General features: G+C 65.7%; 15 protein-coding genes. 5 read left to right on the top strand and 10 right to left on the bottom strand.

What is annotated here, in order from left to right; genetic code table 11:
- The first annotated feature begins 20 nt into the window (after positions 1-20).
- A complete protein-coding gene (gene mtf2 / locus G6N33_RS04995; protein ID WP_408632787.1) occupies positions 21-806 on the top strand; it encodes a fatty-acid O-methyltransferase Mtf2 in 786 nt (261 codons plus the stop codon).
- A gap of 31 nt (positions 807-837) precedes the next feature.
- Here mtf2 and G6N33_RS04990 read toward each other — a convergent pair whose 3' ends face one another.
- Genes G6N33_RS04990 through G6N33_RS04975 form a run of 4 tightly spaced genes read right to left on the bottom strand, consistent with a single transcriptional unit; the run spans position 838 to position 4,879 of the window.
- On the bottom strand, positions 838-2,547 hold the full coding sequence (locus G6N33_RS04990) for an ABC transporter ATP-binding protein/permease (protein ID WP_231382582.1): 1,710 nt from the start codon (positions 2,545-2,547) through the stop codon (positions 838-840).
- Positions 2,548-2,555: 8 nt separating this feature from the next.
- On the bottom strand, positions 2,556-3,464 hold the full coding sequence (locus G6N33_RS04985; RefSeq protein ID WP_044510382.1) for a phosphatidate cytidylyltransferase: 909 nt from the start codon (positions 3,462-3,464) through the stop codon (positions 2,556-2,558).
- A gap of 15 nt (positions 3,465-3,479) precedes the next feature.
- Positions 3,480-4,115, bottom strand: a complete 636-nt coding sequence (locus tag G6N33_RS04980) for a lysophospholipid acyltransferase family protein (RefSeq protein WP_044510383.1) — start codon at positions 4,113-4,115, stop codon at positions 3,480-3,482.
- On the bottom strand, positions 4,112-4,879 hold the full coding sequence (locus G6N33_RS04975; RefSeq protein WP_231382583.1) for a CDP-alcohol phosphatidyltransferase family protein: 768 nt from the start codon (positions 4,877-4,879) through the stop codon (positions 4,112-4,114). Before G6N33_RS04975 ends, G6N33_RS04980 begins: the two co-directional genes overlap by 4 nt.
- Before the next feature lie 199 nt (positions 4,880-5,078).
- Between G6N33_RS04975 and G6N33_RS04970 the strand changes: the two genes are divergently transcribed.
- Positions 5,079-5,417: a DUF732 domain-containing protein gene (locus tag G6N33_RS04970; RefSeq protein WP_044513013.1), complete on the top strand. Its 339-nt coding sequence runs from the start codon at positions 5,079-5,081 to the stop codon at positions 5,415-5,417.
- A gap of 12 nt (positions 5,418-5,429) precedes the next feature.
- Here G6N33_RS04970 and G6N33_RS04965 read toward each other — a convergent pair whose 3' ends face one another.
- Positions 5,430-6,725 carry a cytochrome P450 gene (locus G6N33_RS04965; protein ID WP_179962663.1) on the bottom strand — a complete coding sequence of 432 codons (1,296 nt, stop codon included), beginning with the start codon at positions 6,723-6,725 and terminating at the stop codon, positions 5,430-5,432.
- Between the two features lie 327 nt (positions 6,726-7,052).
- Positions 7,053-7,214: a hypothetical protein gene (locus G6N33_RS04960; protein WP_155945951.1), complete on the bottom strand. Its 162-nt coding sequence runs from the start codon at positions 7,212-7,214 to the stop codon at positions 7,053-7,055.
- 12 nt (positions 7,215-7,226) lie between these two features.
- Here G6N33_RS04960 and G6N33_RS04955 point away from each other — a divergent pair, with 12 nt between their 5' ends.
- Positions 7,227-8,120: a DUF808 domain-containing protein gene (locus G6N33_RS04955; protein ID WP_044510386.1), complete on the top strand. Its 894-nt coding sequence runs from the start codon at positions 7,227-7,229 to the stop codon at positions 8,118-8,120.
- Here the strand turns inward: G6N33_RS04955 and G6N33_RS04950 are convergent.
- Both G6N33_RS04950 and G6N33_RS04945 read right to left on the bottom strand, forming a co-directional pair.
- On the bottom strand, positions 8,117-8,746 hold the full coding sequence (locus G6N33_RS04950; RefSeq protein WP_231382584.1) for a DUF732 domain-containing protein: 630 nt from the start codon (positions 8,744-8,746) through the stop codon (positions 8,117-8,119). The genes G6N33_RS04955 and G6N33_RS04950 overlap by 4 nt on opposite strands.
- A 31-nt stretch (positions 8,747-8,777) precedes the next feature.
- Positions 8,778-11,663 carry an MMPL/RND family transporter gene (locus G6N33_RS04945; protein ID WP_101528845.1) on the bottom strand — a complete coding sequence of 962 codons (2,886 nt, stop codon included), beginning with the start codon at positions 11,661-11,663 and terminating at the stop codon, positions 8,778-8,780.
- 374 nt (positions 11,664-12,037) lie between these two features.
- Between G6N33_RS04945 and G6N33_RS04940 the strand changes: the two genes are divergently transcribed.
- The gene (locus G6N33_RS04940; RefSeq protein WP_049919220.1) at positions 12,038-14,332 is read left to right on the top strand and encodes an SDR family oxidoreductase; all 2,295 of its coding nucleotides are present in this window, start codon (positions 12,038-12,040) and stop codon (positions 14,330-14,332) included.
- Positions 14,333-14,353: 21 nt separating this feature from the next.
- A complete protein-coding gene (locus tag G6N33_RS04935; RefSeq protein ID WP_044510390.1) occupies positions 14,354-14,749 on the top strand; it encodes a DUF4267 domain-containing protein in 396 nt (131 codons plus the stop codon).
- A 75-nt stretch (positions 14,750-14,824) separates the two neighbouring features.
- Here G6N33_RS04935 and G6N33_RS04930 read toward each other — a convergent pair whose 3' ends face one another.
- Positions 14,825-16,312 carry a protein adenylyltransferase SelO gene (locus G6N33_RS04930; RefSeq protein ID WP_196806417.1) on the bottom strand — a complete coding sequence of 496 codons (1,488 nt, stop codon included), beginning with the start codon at positions 16,310-16,312 and terminating at the stop codon, positions 14,825-14,827.
- A gap of 5 nt (positions 16,313-16,317) precedes the next feature.
- Complete coding sequence (locus G6N33_RS04925; protein WP_408632786.1) at positions 16,318-16,890, bottom strand: hemerythrin domain-containing protein; 573 nt, start codon at positions 16,888-16,890, stop codon at positions 16,318-16,320.
- Positions 16,891-17,004: the final 114 nt, after the last annotated feature.

The raw sequence follows: 17,004 nt of genomic DNA, 5'->3' as shown, positions 1-17,004 counted from the left end.
GCGAATTTCACCCGTCGCTGCTGACCACACTGCAAGCGAAATTCCTGCAGTTCATCTACCAAAACTTCTATCCGTACCTGACCCGTCGGCTCCGTAAGGACGATGTGCTCTTCCTCAATTACGGGTATGAGGAGGATCCGCCGATGGCGGTGCCGCTATCCGCCGACGACGAGCGGGACCGCTATTTCATCCAGCTCTATCACCGCACGGCGACCCAGGTCGATCTGGCCGGCAAGAGTGTGCTGGAGGTTGGTTGCGGCCACGGCGGCGGCGCGTCCTACCTCGCGCGCACGGTGCGCCCGGCGTCGTACACGGGACTGGACCTGAACGCGACCGGCATCGCCTTCTGCCAGAAGAGGCACCACATATCCGGGCTGGAATTCGTCAAAGGCGATGCAGAGGATTTGCCCTTCCCCGACCACTCCTTCGACGCGGTGATCAATATTGAGTCGTCTCACCTTTACCACGACTTTCCGCGTTTTTTTGATGAGGTGGCGCGCGTATTGCGTCCGGGAGGCCACTTCCTGTACGCCGATTTCCGGTTCTCCGACACCGTTGCCGGGTGGGAGAAACAATTGACCGAGGCCGCGATGACAATGCTGGCCCATCGGAACATCAACGATGACGTTATGCGCGGGATGGAGAAGAACTCGCAATGGTGGGTCCGCGTAATCGACCGTTTGGTCCCGGCTTTCCTGCGCAAGTGGCTGTTGGTCCGCGGTTATGTGCTCATCTGGAAGGTCTTCCAGGACATGCGGCCCGGCGGCTCGACCGACTACCGCATGTACTGCTTCGTGAAGGCATGACGCGCCACGCTCGGACTGCGTGCGGCTGCGCCTATGACCGCATCCGCCACCACGTGAAACCGGCGAACACGACGCCCAGCACTCCCAGCATCGTCATATCGAACGACCACGCCGAGGCGGCGTGCACCCAATGCGGGTCGTTGGCGATTCCAGCGACCAGATGAGGCAGGTCTGCCGTCGACGCGGTGGCGGCGAAACCCCATCGCCCGACGGTGAACCAAGCCAGAGTCTCGAACAGCGGCCGGTTGGTCACCGGGATGAATCCGCCGGCGAGCACCAGCTGTGCCATCAGCGTCATCGCCAGCAACACGATGACCTGATCACTGGTCCGCGCCACTGCTGAGATCGCAAGTCCCAGAACGGCCGCCGCCACAGATGTCGCCGCCACGCCGACAAACAGCTCCGCCATCGGCCAGCCCAGCAATGCGGCGCCCGACGGAGCCGGTTTGCCGATTCCGGGTGCGGTGACGACCAGTACCAGGATCGTTGACTGGATCACCGCGACGCCGCCGAACACCACGATCTTGGCCAACACATACGACAAGGCCGACAATCCCGCCGCTTGCTCCCGGCGGAAGATCGCACGTTCGCCGACGAGATCGCGCGCGGTGAGCGTAACGCCCATGAGAATTGCGGCGAAGCTCGTCAACGCGATGACGTGCTTGGCCTCGAACGGTGCGGAACCGTCCGGCGACGGATGACCGAGACCGGCATGACCCGCCACCGTCAGCGGAAGCAGACCGACGATGAACGGCAACACCGCCAGAAAAACAAAGTAACCGCGATTGGCCAGCAGCAGCCGGACCTGTCGACGCGCGATCGTCGACCATTGGCTGGCCAACCGGACCGGGGCCGGGTCACTGGGCCCCGAAGGCAGATCGCCGGTGAGCTGAGCCACCGTATCTTCGCCTGGCGCCCAGGCCCTTTCGCCGCACCGTCGCGCGACGCCGTCGGGATCGGCGCAGACGATGTTAAAGATGTCGGCCCAGTCGTCGGCACCGATTGCCGACGGCAGCCGGTCCGGCCGGCCACAGAATGCGGTCTTGCCGCCGGGCGCGAGCAGCAATACCTGGTCGCACACATCGAGAAATGTCAGCGAATGCGTCACGACCACGATCACCCGACCCGCATCGGCGAGCCGGCGCAACATCGTCATCACCGCCCGGTCCAGCGCGGGATCCAGCCCCGTGGTCGGCTCGTCCAGAACAAGCAGCGACGGGCTGGTCAACAACTCCAGGGCAACCGACACCCGTTTACGTTGGCCGCCCGACAACTTCTCGATCCGGGTCGTCGCGTGCGCCGTCAACTCGAGCTCCTCAAGCACCGCCCCGATCATTTGGCGGCGGTTGTCAGCGGAGGTGCCGCCCGGCATCCGCAGCTCGGCGGCGAAACCCAGCGCCTGGTGGACGGTCAGTTGACCGTGCACGACATCGTCCTGGGGCACCAGCCCGATCCGATCGCGCAACGACGCATCCTCCGCGTAAAGATCGCGCCCGTCCAGGCTCACCCCACCGCCGGTCGGGCGCGTAACACCGGCGATCACCGCTGCGAGCGTGGACTTCCCCGCACCCGACGGTCCGATGATCGCCGTCAAGGTGCCGGGGCGCGCGGCGAATGAAATGTGTTCCAGCGCAACGGTACCGCGCTCGCGGGTCAGGGTGACGTCATTGACTTCCAGACCGGCGGCAGTGGCGGTCGCGGGGATCCGCGCCACGATCGTGGGCGCTGTCGAAAAATCCATCTGAGTCTTCATCCGAGTAGATAGGCGAGTGGGAGGGCGAGCAGCAACGAGTCGATCCGGTCGAGCAAGCCGCCGAAGCCCGGTAGCCAACAACCGGCGTCCTTGACCTGAGCCTGCCGTTTCACCATCGACTCCAGCAGGTCTCCGAAGACACCGCCGAAGGAGATGGCCACCAGCAGTCCGATCGACAAGGTGCCCAGCAGGCTGAGCACGATGAACGCCCCGATGATCGCCCCGACCATCCCGCCGACGGTCTTGTTCGGGCTCAACGGCGACAACGGCCGGCGGGCCCACGCCATGCGACGCAAACCTTTTCCGCCACACCAGGCCGCGACGTCGGTGGCCGCGATGGCAAAGCACAGCAGATAGCTGTCCGGCCACAGCATGACCAGGTGGGACAGAGACCAACAGATCCACACAGATCCGAAGCCGGTGAATACGGTGCGTTTGGCGCCGTGCGCGACGTCGCCGCTCAGCACCGACGGCACCGCGCACAGCAGCACGACGGCGGGCGCCAGCTGCAGCAACGACGGCCGCAACCAGGCTGCTGCCGGGTACAGCACGGCCAGTGCCCCGAGCAGGTAGGTGTCCCGGCGTCCCAGCCCGACCAGTCGCGCGTATTCGGTGGCCGCGACGACGGCGAGTGCCGCCGCCAGCACGGCGGTCGTGCCAGGGCCGATCCAGACCGGGATGCCGACCGTGGGGGCGATGAGCGCCCACGTACGCCACTTTTCGATCAGCTCCTGCCTGCGCGCGGCGAGGACGACGAGACCGGCGAGGGCCAGGATTGCCAGCGTGACCCACATGAGGAACACGGCCCGGGAGTGCAGGTGGAGGTGCAGCGGACCGAGGTCGATGTTGAGCGCCATCCGCCGATCGCGGTGCAGAAAGGCCAGATAGCCGTCGACGATCGTCATGTCAGCCGACCCGATTCACGACGCCAGCGCATAGCGGTCGGCGGGGTCGGTGCCGAGGTCTTCGCGCAAGGCCAGCACGTGTGCCCGCAACTGGGCTGCGGATACGGCGTGCGGGTCGAGCGAGGCACCGATGCGCACACGCATTGGACCGGGGGAGTAGCCGCCGTCCTTGGGCAGTACGGCGGAGGTACCCGAAATCGCGACGGGCAGGATCGGCACGCCGCAGTCGCGGGCCAGTCTTAGCGCACCGGATCGGAACTCGCCGACACGGCCGTCGGTCGACCGGGTGCCCTCGGGGTATATGACGACGATGCGGCCGGCCTTGAGGGCGGGTCCGGCCGCCGCGAGCAGTGCGGCGTAGTTGCCATCACCGGACCGCCGGATCGGCAGGATCCCGGCGAGCGACGTCGCGATCAACCGCCGCACGGGTACGTCGAACCAGTAGTCGGCCGCCGCCCCGAACACCGGCCTGGCCTTCGGTGGCAGCGCGGCGAGTAGCACCGCGGTGTCGGCATGCGAGCTGTGGTTGGCCACGACCACGCAACCGCCCGGGGTCTGCGAGGGTCGGTCCACAGTCAATCCGCCGGAGGCGGCGCACACGATTCGCCAGAGCCAGTGCCGAAGCAGGCTGGGCAGCCGGTTCTCGGTCATGCCGCTGCCGCCGCGAGGGGACGGGTGGCGATGTTGAGCGGCTGCGTGACGATGTCGAGCGGGCGCGTGGCGATGTTCAGCGGCTGGGTGACGGTGTTGAACGGCTGCGTCGCCGCGTCGAGTTGCTCCATGAGCACGACGCGCTGGGACTGCGCGGCGCGTTCCTTCACCTCGCGGTGTGCTGCCCGCAGCCGCAACACCGTGGTGAGGATCGAACCGTTCACCAGCTGCGCTAGCAGCACGGGCATGAGCACCGGAACCGCCGTCGCTAGCACGACGAAGAGGCAGCGTTCGGTCTTGCCGAGGGGGCCGCCGTTGCGGCGCGTGGCACCGGCCGCCGCCGCCGCCAGCGACGCGAAGGTCGGAAGTGTCGCGGCAAGAGCCGCGACGAGCACCTGAAACACTGGCCAGGACAGCCAGTGCAGCCCGGCACCGGATTGCCGTGCCGCCCACACCGCTAACCCGGCGAAAGCGAGCAGATCCGCGGTGCGGTCGCCGATTTCGTTGACGACGAATCCCCACGGCCGGCTCACCCCGCGGGCGCGGGCCACCGCGCCATCGAGGTTGGCTCCGGCCAGCCGTAGCACCATGAACACCGCGGCCAGCGGCCACCAGCCGAACGCGACGGTGACCGCGGCTGCCGCCGCGGCCATGACGCCGGCGGCAGTGAAGACGTCCGGGGAGATCCGCCGAGCCACCGCCGCGTCAACGATCGGCGTCAACCGCGCGCTGAACCACGGCTTGAGCCCGTAGAGGCCCGTCATCCGTGCTGCCCGGCGGTTTTCCGACGGGGAAGGGATCGGGGTAGCACTGTTCGTACTGATGGCTGGCTCCTTTCATGTCCTGCCGCCGGTTGCGATAGCGCCCAGTACATCGAGCCGGAGCGACTACCGATCCCAAGAACCCTCGGCGAATGCGTTTGCTCGACAGGACAGCACTGCAGCCGCGTAGGACGATGGGGTGATGCGGGGAATCCTTGTAATGCTTGTCAACCTTGCTGCCGTAATCGCCGTGGCCGTGCCGGCCCAGGCGGACCCGGGTCCGGATTCGAAGTTTCTGACCGCGCTGAACAAAGCCGGCATCACGTATCCGACCCCGAGCGCCGCGATCAGCGTCGGCAAGAGGGAATGCGCACTCATGGACCAGGGGATGTCCGAGAGTGAGGTGATCAAGACCGTGTCGGAGAGCAATCCGGCGTTCAAGGCGGACGCGGCAGCCCAGTTCACCGCGATCGCGGAGGACGCCTACTGCCCGCAGCATGAAGGGGAACCAGGCGCCCCGTCGGCGCCGGGAGCTGTTTAGGCCGAGGCCGCCCTACCGGGTCTGGCCGGCCCGCAATTCGACGGGCAGACGTTTGAACCCGCGCAGGGTGACGAGGCCCAGTCGCTCCGGCTGCCCGCGCAGCGTCATGTCGGGGAACCGCTCGAACAGCGTTTGCAGGGCGATGGCGCCCTCGATTCGGGCCAGCGGCGCGCCCAGGCAGCCGTGCATGCCGGAACCGAACGCCAGGTGCTCGCGCGCGCTGGGTCTGGTGATGTCGAAGCACCCAGGATCGGTGAAGACGCGTGGGTCGCGGTTGGCGCCGCAGATCAACAACACCAACATCGATCCGGCTCGGATCTGCGTGGCCGCGATTTCGACGTCACGGCGCGCGGTACGTACCAGCATTTGCACGGGACTTTCGAACCGCAGGATCTCCTCGATCGCCGCGGGCCACAACCCCGGGTCGTTGCGCAGCAATTCCAACTGGTCGGGATGGTTCAACAGCAAGACAATGCCGTTGCCGATCAGGTTCACCGTCGTCTCAAACCCGGCGCCGACCAAAAGTGCTGCGTTGGCTGCGAATTCGCGGTGGGTTAGCTCATCGCCGGCGGCCACGCGGCCAAACGGATCGTCGCCCGCGTCGCCGGTGCGTGCTCGTTCGATGAATTCGGCCGCGTAGCGGTCGACCTCGCGGAGGCACTCGACGGCGTGACGAAACGTCTTCCAACCAGTCCCGAAATCCAGCAGCGGCGCCAGGCTGTACCCCCAGTCGCGCACCTGTGGACGCGCATCGGTTGGCAGCCCGAGGATCTCGGCGATGACTGCGACGGGGAGCTCGGTCGCGAAGTCGGCCACCAGATCGGGCCGGGGGTTGGTCGCCAAACGGTCGAGCAACTCGGCCGTGATCTCCGAAACGCGGGCACTGAGCCTGTCGATGGCGCGCGGCGTGAAACTTTGCGCGAACAACCGCCGATACCGGGTGTGATCGGGCGGATCGCTCATCACCATGGCGGGGTGTTCCACCGGATTCGGCAAGCCCGGATCGGTGCGATCCATCAAAGCCGGAAATGGTTGTGGGAGTGGCGCATTCACCAGGTTAGTGACCCCGAACGCGTCATCGCGTAACACCGAGCGGCAGACCTGATGATCAGCGGTCACCCACACGAACGGCCGCCGCACCATGCGGCCTTGGGCTCGAATGTCTTCGACCAGGCGATACATCTCGTCGTCGGTGGCTCGGCCCAGCAGGAACCGGGCCAGGGGCTGCCCGCGACGAGCCTGCACGGCCAAGAACGCCCGCGGCGCACCGTACCTCACCATCCACCGAGCCCAGATGCTCGTCCGCACAGCGATCCCCTTCGCACCCGCCGGTGAGTCGTCTGCCGGAACATATCACCGGCGCGCGTTGTATGTGGCGGCGCACCGCGGGCCCCTACCGGATGCGTTCTAGCCCAGGACTTTTGATGCTGGTGTGGTCGGTGATGTTGAGGTGAATCAAATCTTGGCTGGTACGCGGCCTCGCAGTCCGCCGTCGACGACGAACTCAGCTCCGGTGGGGTATGCTGGCTCGTCGCCGGCCAGCTCCCCTCAACGGCGTATAAATCAGTCCGGGATCGATGGACTTGACCCAAACAAACGGCTTCGCTTGGCTTTTCGGCGACCGCGTAATCCTCGTCATCGACTTCGTCGGCGATCAATACGCGCCGCATCCTCGGCCACCAGGGCCTGCGCCTGGGACGTGCCCATACCGCGGGTGCCGGTGACCAGCACCACTTTGCTGTCAACTTGTCCCATGGCGGGGTTACCGCACACCGAACGGGTACCCTGCAACGCCATGGCGGGGACACGATGAGCGCGGGCCTATTTGGACTCCTCGACGACGTCGCCGTTCTGGCCAAACTGGCCGCCGCCAGCGGCCGCGCGACCGCTAAGGCGGCGGGTGTGGTCATCGACGACACCGCCGTCACGCCGCAATACGTTCACGGCATCGCCGCCGAGCGCGAGTTGCCGATCATCAGGCGCATCGCGCTGGGGTCCTTTCGCAACAAGCTCGTGGTGATCCTGCCCGTCGCAATGCTGCTCAGTCAGTTCGCTCCGCGACTGGTCACACCGGTTCTGATGGTGGGCGCGGTTTACCTGTGCTACGAAGGCGCCGAAAAGGTCTGGGGGAGTTTGCGTGGCGGGACACCACACGCGGTGTCGGCCGCCGAGAGCGACGTAGTGGCCGGGGCGATCAGGACCGACCTGGTGCTGTCCGCCGAGATCATGGTGATCGCCCTCAACGAGGTGGCCGACCAGACCTTCGTGCCGCGGCTGATCATATTGCTCATCGTCGCCGTGGTCCTCACCATCGCGGTGTACGGCGTCGTGGCCGTCATCGTCAAAATGGACGACATCGGACTGCGTCTCACTGCGACTCGCTCTCGAATCGGCCGGGGAATCGGACAGGGCCTGGTCGCGGCCATGCCCAGGCTGCTTTCCGCGCTCTCACTCATCGGGATGGCGGCGATGCTCTGGGTCGGCGGGCACATCTTGCTCGACGGCAGCGCCCGGCTCGGCTGGCGGACCCCGGGCAGGGCGGTTCACGATGCCGAAACCCACCTGAGCCACGCCGTCGACATCGTCGGGGGGCTGCTGGGTTGGCTCGTCAACGCGGCGGCGTCCACCCTGATCGGATTGCTCGTCGGATTCGCCGCGTTCGGCCTCGGCCAGCTGTTGTCACTGGTCCGCAAGGACCGTTAGGGCCCGCTGCCCACCAGGTTCGAATACTGCGGGCAGTACGTGTGGACCGAGATCGTCACGTATACGTCGGCGTCGTTGCTCAGCGCCGGATTACTGGCCCGGAAGTCGGCGATGACCTGCTGAACCGTCATGCCCAGCCGGATGTTCTCGCACACCATCTTCCCGTTGTATATGGCGGCATCGGGGTTGGCGAACGAGATACCCCGATCGTTGAGGGATTGCACGTATCGGTTGTCCTGATCGGGGGTGGACACGATCGAGGAGGGAGCGGCCGTGGCCGGCGATCGCCCGGTCGACGCGGGTGCGGCAGTCGAGGTGGGTGCCGCACTGGGTGAGGGTGCGGACTTCGTTGAGTGGTCGGTCAACAGCGACCACCCCAGCACGATCGCTCCGGCAACGACGAGCCCGGCGGCGAACAGCGCAGCGGCGGTACGCCAGGTGGATCGCCAGGACCGGCGCTGGCTCGTCGGCTCGCGGGGTGCATCGCCTTCGTCGTCGCGGGACCAGGCCAGACCGGCGGAGTTTGGCGCCCCCACCGCCTCGGGCTCGGCAGCAGTGGGAGCGGCGGCAGTCTGGTCACCGTCGAACCCGACGGTTTTGTCGGCGGCCGGTCCCGGCTCGGACATGTCGGCCATGGTAGCTGCGGGTGGCCTGCCGTTAGTCGGGCGCGTGGGTGCCGAGCAGGGCGCGGACCATCGGGCGGGAGCCCTCGGACCGAAGCAGGAAGCTCGCCGGGCGCGGCCGCACCCGCAGCGGCCACCAGAACCAGCGCCCCAGCAGCGTCGCGATGGACGGCGTCATGAACGCCCGCACGATCAAGGTGTCGAACAGCAGGCCCAGACCGATCGTGGTGCCAATCTGTCCGATCACACGCAGATCGCTCACCACCATCGAGGCCATCGTGACGGCGAACACCAGACCCGCGGCCGTGACAACTTTTCCGGTGCCGCCCATCGCGCGAATGATGCCGGTGTTGATACCGGCGCCCAGTTCTTCCTTCATTCGCGAGACGAGCAGCAGGTTGTAGTCGGATCCCACGGCCAACAGGATGATGACGGACATCGGCAAGACGAGCCATTCCAACCCAAGTCCGATGATGTGTTGCCAAAGCAGCACGGACAATCCGATGGATGCGCCCAGCGACGTCACGACCGTTCCCACGATCACCATGGCGGCCACGAAACTGCGGGTGATCATCAGCATGATCGCGAAGATGAGGCACAGCGCGGCGATGGCGGCGATCATCAGGTCGTAACGCGAGCCGTCATGCAGGTCTTTGTAGGTCGCCGAAACCCCGCCCACATAGATGTTGGTGTTTTCCAAGGGCGTCGACTTCAGCGATTCCTCGGCCGCAGTCTTGATCGCCGCGACCCGCGCGATCCCTTCGGGCGTGGCGGGGTCGCCGCGATCCGAAATGATCATTCGGGCCGCTTTGCCATCCGGCGACAGGAACAGTCCCATCACCTTCTGGAACGACGGGTTCTGGAAGACCTCCGGCGGCAGGTAGAAGGAGTCGTCGTTCTTGGAAGCATCGAAGGCCGCACCCATGTCGGTGGTGATATTTCCTTGCGAATCGGCCTGGCCGATGATGCCGCTCATCGTGGAGTGCATCGTCAACATCATGGTGCGCATCTGCTTCATGGTGTCGATCTGAATCGGGAGTTCGGCGGCCAGCTTCGGCATCAGCACATCAACTTTGTCGATGTCCACCACTAGTTCGGCGAGTTTGTCGTCCAGCTCGTCGATGCCGTCGAAGGAATCGAACAGCGACCGGAACGACCAACAGATGGGAATGTCGTAACAGTGTTTTTCCCAATAGAAGTAGCTGCGGATCGGCCGTAAGAAGTCTTCGAAATTCGAGATGTCGTCCCGGAGTTCGGTGGTGATCGCCTGCACGTCATGTGTGTTCATCGCCAGGTCATGGGTCACGGCGTTCAATTGCAGGATCAGGTGATACAGCGTCGTGGTGATCTCGATCGTCTTGGCGAGCTCGTCGGCCTGCTTGAGCATGTCGTTCATGCGGGCCTTTTGGTATTCGATGTTCTCCATCTGGCTCGCGTTCATAATTCCCAGCCGGAACGGAATCGTTGTGTGCGCCATCGGGGAACCAGCGGGGCGGGTGGGGGACTGCACCCGGGAAACGCCCGGGACCGCGAGAATGCCCTTGGCTAGTCGCTCCAAGATCAGGAAATCCGACGGATTGCGCATGTCGTGATCGGCCTCGATCAAGACGAACTCCGGCAGCATGCGGCCCAGTGGAAAGTGCCGATTCGCGGCCGCATAGCCCTGGTTCGTCGGGAGGTCGTTGGGCAGATACACCCGGTCGTGGTAGTTGGTCGTATAGCCCGGCAGCGCCAGCAGACCGACCAGCGTGACGGCGCACGCGGCGGCGAAAATTGGGCCAGGCCATCGGACGACCGCCGTGCCGATCCGTCGCCAGCGGCGAACGGTGAGCCGTCGCCGGGGTTCGAACAGACCTAGACTGCCGCCCACCGCGAGCACCGCGGGCACCAACGTCAGCGCGATGGCCACCGCCACGAGCATGCCGACCGCGCAGGGGACCCCGATGGTCTGGAAGTACGGCATCCGGGTGAAGCTGAGGCAGAACACGGATCCGGCGATGGTCAAACCGGAAGCCAGCACCACCTTCGCCGTACTGCGGTACGTGGTGAAGTAGGCCGTCTGGCGGTCCTCACCGGCTTGGCGGGCCTCCTGGTAGCGCCCGAAGAAAAAGATTCCGTAGTCGGTGCCCGCCGCGATGCCGAGAGTTATCAGCAGGTTGACCGCGAAGGTGGAAAGACTCAGTGCACCGTTGCTGCCCAAGAACGCCACAATTTGGCGGGCCACCTGCAGCTCGATTCCGACCATCAGCAGCAGCACGATGACGGTGAGAAGCGAGCGGTACACCAACAGCAGCATCACGAAGATGACGACGAGGCTCACCACGGTGACCTTGAGAATGGTCCTCTGACCGCTGTGGTTGAGATCCGCGATCAACGGCGCCGGTCCGGTGAGGTAAGCCTTGACGCCGGGCGGCGCAGGCGTGCGCTCCACGATTTTGCGGACGGCATCGGCCGATTCGTTGGACAGGCTCGTGCCCTGGTTGCCGGCAAGCTTCAGCTGCACATACGCGGCCTTGCCGTCCTCGCTTTGCGCCCCACCGGCCGTGACCGGATTGCCCCACAGGTCCTGGATGTGCTGTACGTGTTTCGGATCGTTGCGCAACTCACGGAGCAGGTCGTTGTAGTAATGGTGCGCGTCGTCGCGTAAGGGTTGCTGGCTCTCCAGGACAATCATCGCCAGGCTGTCGGAACTTGACTCCTGGAAGTCCTCGCCCAGACGCTGCATCGCCTTGATCGACGGAGCATCCCTGGGGCTCAACGAGACCGAGCGTTCCTTCTCCACCTGCTCGAGTGAGGGGATGGCGACCGTCACGATCACGGTGAGAATCAGCCACGCCAAGATGATCGGCACCGACAGCCGATGGATCAGCCGTGCGGCGAAGGGGGCGCGCTGCTCCCCGTCTACCCGTGGATCGCTCATGCGTTCCACAGCCAGCAGAAGTCGTCGGCGTTCACGTCGCGCGTGATCCCCGTCGACCACGCCGTCCACCCCGGTGCGCGAGCAGCTGCCGTCACTATCGCTAGTCTCCCTCTGGTATTACCGCCGCCCTGCCGCGAGCAGGCGACGCTTCCAAAGTCTCTCATTGGTTGATCGGCGGCGACAGGCAACGTATTACAGGAGAGGCTCATCTCGCGGCAAACTGCACCGCCGTCAGGGCGCTGACCTGCAACGTTGGCTAAACGAGTGAATTCAGATGGCGGGCTCTGTGATACCCCAGTAAGTTCGCGAGGGGGCCACCCGGGGCCACCTGGGGCCGTCGAGGCACGGGCTCGGGCGAGGGACGGAACTGTTTAATGCATTGGGCGATCACCGGCGCAACAGGATTTCTCGGAATTCACATCTTGGGCGAGATCCTTCGCGGTGACGATACGTTCACCCTGCTGACCCGGCCGGACGCCGACCCCATCACCCGCATCCACAAGGCCCTCCCGCTGGCTGACGTAAACACCGCGTCACACAGGCAGACGTGGACTGAAGGCGAGTTGCGCGAAAGACTCCGGATCGTCCCGGTAGACCTGGCGGCGCCCCGACTGGGGTTGACGCAGCGGCAGTTCCGAGAGCTTGCTGACAGTCTGGATGCCATCCTGCACTGCGCCGGCATCATCGAGCTGGATGCCGACCTCGACGACCTTCGCCGCACCAATGTCGGCGGCACCACGCGGATCCTCGAACTCGCCGAGGCCGGCGGCCGGGCGCCCGATCTGTTCCATGTGTCGACCGCGTTCGTCGCGGGCAAGCGCCGTACCGGCCTCATCTACGAGACCGAACTCGGCGACGACCAAGGTTTCGAAAATAACTACGAGCGTTCCAAATTCGAATCCGAGTCACTGGTCGGCGATTGGGCCCGGCGCACCGGGCGTCGGGTCGTGGTGCTGCGGCCGAGTGCCCTGATCGTGGACCGGCCGCCGCACCCGGACTTTCCCCTGCATCCGCTTTCCTTTCTGTCGACATCGGCAGACAACGGGATGCGTCTGTTCTCCGTGTCCGGACGGCCGATGCGTACCAACATGTCGATGCGACTCAGCGGAGATCCCAACGGCCACTTGAACTACATGCCCGCCGGCGAGGCGGCCGACGAGATGGTCCGTTTAATGCGGTCGGCGCCCGACGGCTTGAATACCTACCACGTCGTGCATCACCACGACGTGGCGGTGCAAACCCTGGTGGAGCTGTTCAACGCGTTGTCGCCGATCCCGCTGACGTTGGTCGAAGGCCCCATCGAGGACCCCAATCTGCTGGAGCGGCGACTGCGGTGGGCGAGCGGATTCATGCCCTACCTCGAGCACAGCCGGACGTACGACACGACCGGAGCACGGGCCGTTCTCGGTGAGCCGCACCGCAATACCGTTGTCGACCTCGATTACCTGTTGAACAGCGTGGGACGCTACAAGCGATACTTCACCGTCAATCCCGAGTCGCGTCAGGCGCGTGGCTCGGCGCCGCCGCCGCTGCCCTGCGTGCGCCGGCCGTTCGACGTCGCCGCCCGCGGCGCTGAGGCACATCATCGGAGCGCGGGCCCGATCAGAGGGCTGACGTTCATCGTCACGGTCGGTCGCAGCGGGTCGACGGCGCTGTCACGCGTCTTGGGTGCGCATCCGGATGTGCTCAGCCTCAACGAGTTCTACCTATCTGTGCGGGCTTCGTCGGTAGTCGACCACACGCTGTCGGGCGAACAATTCTGGCGGATGCTGGCCGACCCGCACCCCATCTTCGACTCGATGGTCCGGGGCGGCTCGGCCATGCCAGAGTTCGTCTATCCGCGACTGGACGGCACGCGGTTCGACGCGAGTACGACCGGCATCCCGGCGATCAGTATGATGACGCTGCCGCATCTGTCCTCCGATCCCGACGGCGTTTTCGATGCTCTCGCCGCCGAGGTCCGGGCCTGGCCCGAGCAACCGGCGCGACTGCACTACAAGAGGTTATTCGCCTGGCTCGCAAGACATTTCGGCGGAACAGTGGTGGTCGAGCGGTCCGCAATGTCGTTGAGCAGCGTGCCGTGGCTGCGTGCGACGTTCCCCGACGCGAAATTCGTGCACCTCTACCGCAACGGGCCGGACACGGCCGTCTCGATGAGTCGCCACACCGGATTCCGTTTGATGGCGCTCATCCAAGACGCGCTCGAGCTGCTCGATCTCGACCCCGAGCACCGGCATCCCGGGCTGCGGCTGGACCCGACAGCGATACCGATCGAACTGGCATCCCTGCTCGGTGACACCTGCGATGTCGATTATCTGATGGGGCAGAACTTGCCCGTTGTCCGATTTGCCCGGATGTGGAGCGAGTTGATCGTCACCGGCGAAGCCGAGCTGGCCGGCCTACCCACCGATCGCTACCTGCCGTTGTCGTATGCCGACCTCGTTGGCGACCCACGATCGTCCCTGACCCGATTGGCGAGTTTCCTTGACATCGAAGCGGATCCGCAGTGGCTGGACTTCGGCAATGACATCATCGACCCGACATTGAGCGGGGCATCGAATCGGTTGTCCCCCGAAGACCGGCGGGCCGTCACCGAATGCTGCGCCGCCGCGACAGCCCTGCTTGCCGACCACGCCACCGCCGCAGGGCAAATCAGCGCGGCCCGCTGAGCCGCGGCGTAGGCTGCGGCCATGCCGATCGACCGTGCCGCGCTCGTCGCGGGAAGTATCCGACTCGCCTCAGGCGTCCATTTTCTCGTCGACCCGCTTGGCGCGAACCGCCTGTGGGGCGACCCGGGGGAGCCGACGCCCACGGCGCGGCTGTTGCTGCGCTCGATGGGCTACCGCGACGCACTGATCGGCGGGCTGCTCACGGCGGCGGCGTTGCGCGGCAAGAACACCCGCGGCTGGTTTCTGGCCTCCGGCGGCGCCGACGCGGCGGACCTGCTGGGCGGGTTGAGCGTCCACCACGAACTCAAACGCTCGCAGCAGTTGATCGGCCTGGGCGGTGCGGTCGTGGGCATCGCTGTCGGGTTGTGGGGCGCGGCGCGGCCCGCGCCTAAAACGCAAGAGCGGCCGGCGGACTGAGGCTCGGCACCGAATTCGCCGGTGCCGCGCGACTTCGGCGCCGCGGGGATCCGATTCGCGATCGGGAGTGTAAGCCTAAGTGCCGCAGAATGTTTGGTACGTGCCGAATTCCTCCGGCGCCGGCTGGGCGTAGCGTTGCAAGCCCGGTCGCTCGTCGTAGGGAGCGGTCACCGCCTCGAGCAGCTGCACGACCGGAGCCAATTCGCCTTCCGTCGCCGCGGCCAGGGCCTCTTCGACCAGGTGGTTGCGCGGAATGTAGATCGGGTTAGCGCCATCCATCGCGTCGGCATCCGGACCCATGGCTTGCCAGCGTAAGAGCCAGTCGTCGAACCCGGCCAGGTCGACGAACAATCCGCGGACAGCTTCGGCATCGCCCCGCGCGGCGCGGGCGAGCTGGCGGAAGAACGAGGTGTAGTCGACGTGGCTCTCCTTCAGCAGCCGCAACAGCGCGTCGGCCAGGCCGGTCACCTCCGCCGCGTCGACGTCGGCAGAAAGACCGAGTTTGCCGCGCATACCTGACGACCACGTTGCGTCGTATTCGGTTTGAAAGACCCGGAAGGATTCCTCGGCCAGCGCTACGCCCTCGTCGACGTCGTCGGAGAACAAGGGAAGCAGTGCCTCGGCGAAGCGCGCGAGATTCCACCCGGCAACTGCGGGTTGATTGCCGTAGGCGTAACGGCCCCACATGTCGATCGAACTGAACACGGTGTCGGGGTCGTAGGCCTCCATGAACGCGCACGGCCCGTAGTCGATCGTTTCGCCCGAGATCGTCATGTTGTCGGTGTTCATCACGCCGTGGACGAATCCGATCAGCATCCACCGAGCGACCAACGACGCTTGCGCGCCTACCACCGCCTCGAACAGCGCGCGATACGGGTTTTTGGCGTGGGCCGCGCCGGGATGGTGCCGCGCGATTGCGTGGTCGGCGAGGCGCCGCAGCAGGTCGATGTCACCCGTCAGGGCCGCGTACTGAAAGCTGCCCACCCGCAAGTGGCTGCGGGCGATGCGGACGAGCACGGCGCCCGGCAACACCGTTTCGCGCTGCACGGGACGCCCGGTTGCGACCACAGCCAGCGAGCGCGTGGTGGGGACGCCCAGGGCGTCCATCGCCTCGCTGACGATGTATTCCCGCAGCATCGGGCCGACCGCCGCCAGGCCGTCACCGCCGCGGGCGAACGGGGTGGGCCCGGAACCCTTGAGGGCGATGTCGCGCAGGCCGCCGTGGTCGTCGACCAGTTCACCCAGCAGCAAGGCCCGCCCGTCGCCCAGCTGCGGCACCAGGCCGCCGAATTGGTGACCGGCGTAAGCCTGCGCTACCGGGGCCGCCCCGGCGGGAAGCAGATTGCCAGCCAGGAATCGCACACCGTCGGGGCCGCGTAGCCAGGCGGGGTCGAGCCCGAATTGCGTCGCCAGTGACTCGTTGAAAACCAGCAGTCGCGGGTCGGGAGGCGTCTCGGCGCGCCAGCGGACACCCAGCTCGGGCAGCTCACGTGCGAAGCGGTCCTGGATTGCAATGCTGACATCGGGTGCGACACTCACGTCATTCAGACTACGGAGAATCATTCAGACTACGGAGAATCGAGAAAGCTGACGGCTTGCCGGATCACATCGCGAGCCCGGTCGAGCATCGACGCGAACGGCCCGACGGCAAAGTTCATTTTCGCCGATTCGACACCCGGATGCGGATGCGTCGGGGCGATGGCCTGCGCCGCCCGCACCGCTGTGGTCATGCGTCTCAGATCGTCGGAGTCGAGTTCCCTTTCCAGGTAAGGGAATTCGTCCTGCTCTTCCTGCTCGGCATGGTCCAGAACCGCCTGGCGCAGTTTGGTGAGTTGGTCGACGAACTCCTGCGACGTCACATCCAGCTTTTCGATCCGGGACAGCAGCTCTTTGGCGCTGTGCTCGTCCTGCAACAGGGCATCGACGACCGCGTCGCCGGCATCGGACTCGCGTCGCATTCGGGGATGCACCACCATCTCCTCGGCCGTTTCGTGCACGGCCAGCAACTGGCGCAACGCGGTGAACGGCGCCTCCCGGGCTTCGGGGTCCGACGCATACAGCACCTCGTCAAACATGTCCTCGATCAAGTTGTGCTGCGCTTTGAGGAAGGCGACCACCTCGTCAGGGGTCTCGATGATCATCTCGGGCACGGGTGACCTCCAGGGTTGGGGTGTGGGGAAGCACGTCGCGGGGCTGTCGCGCACTTTCGGTGTCGGTTACCACGAGCAGGCGCAGATAAACGCCCGTTGTTTGCT

The organism is Mycobacterium simiae (assembly GCF_010727605.1).
GTDB lineage: Bacteria > Actinomycetota > Actinomycetes > Mycobacteriales > Mycobacteriaceae > Mycobacterium > Mycobacterium simiae.
Note: the sequence above shows the minus strand (reverse complement) of the source record. Positions and strands in the feature narration are given on the sequence as shown.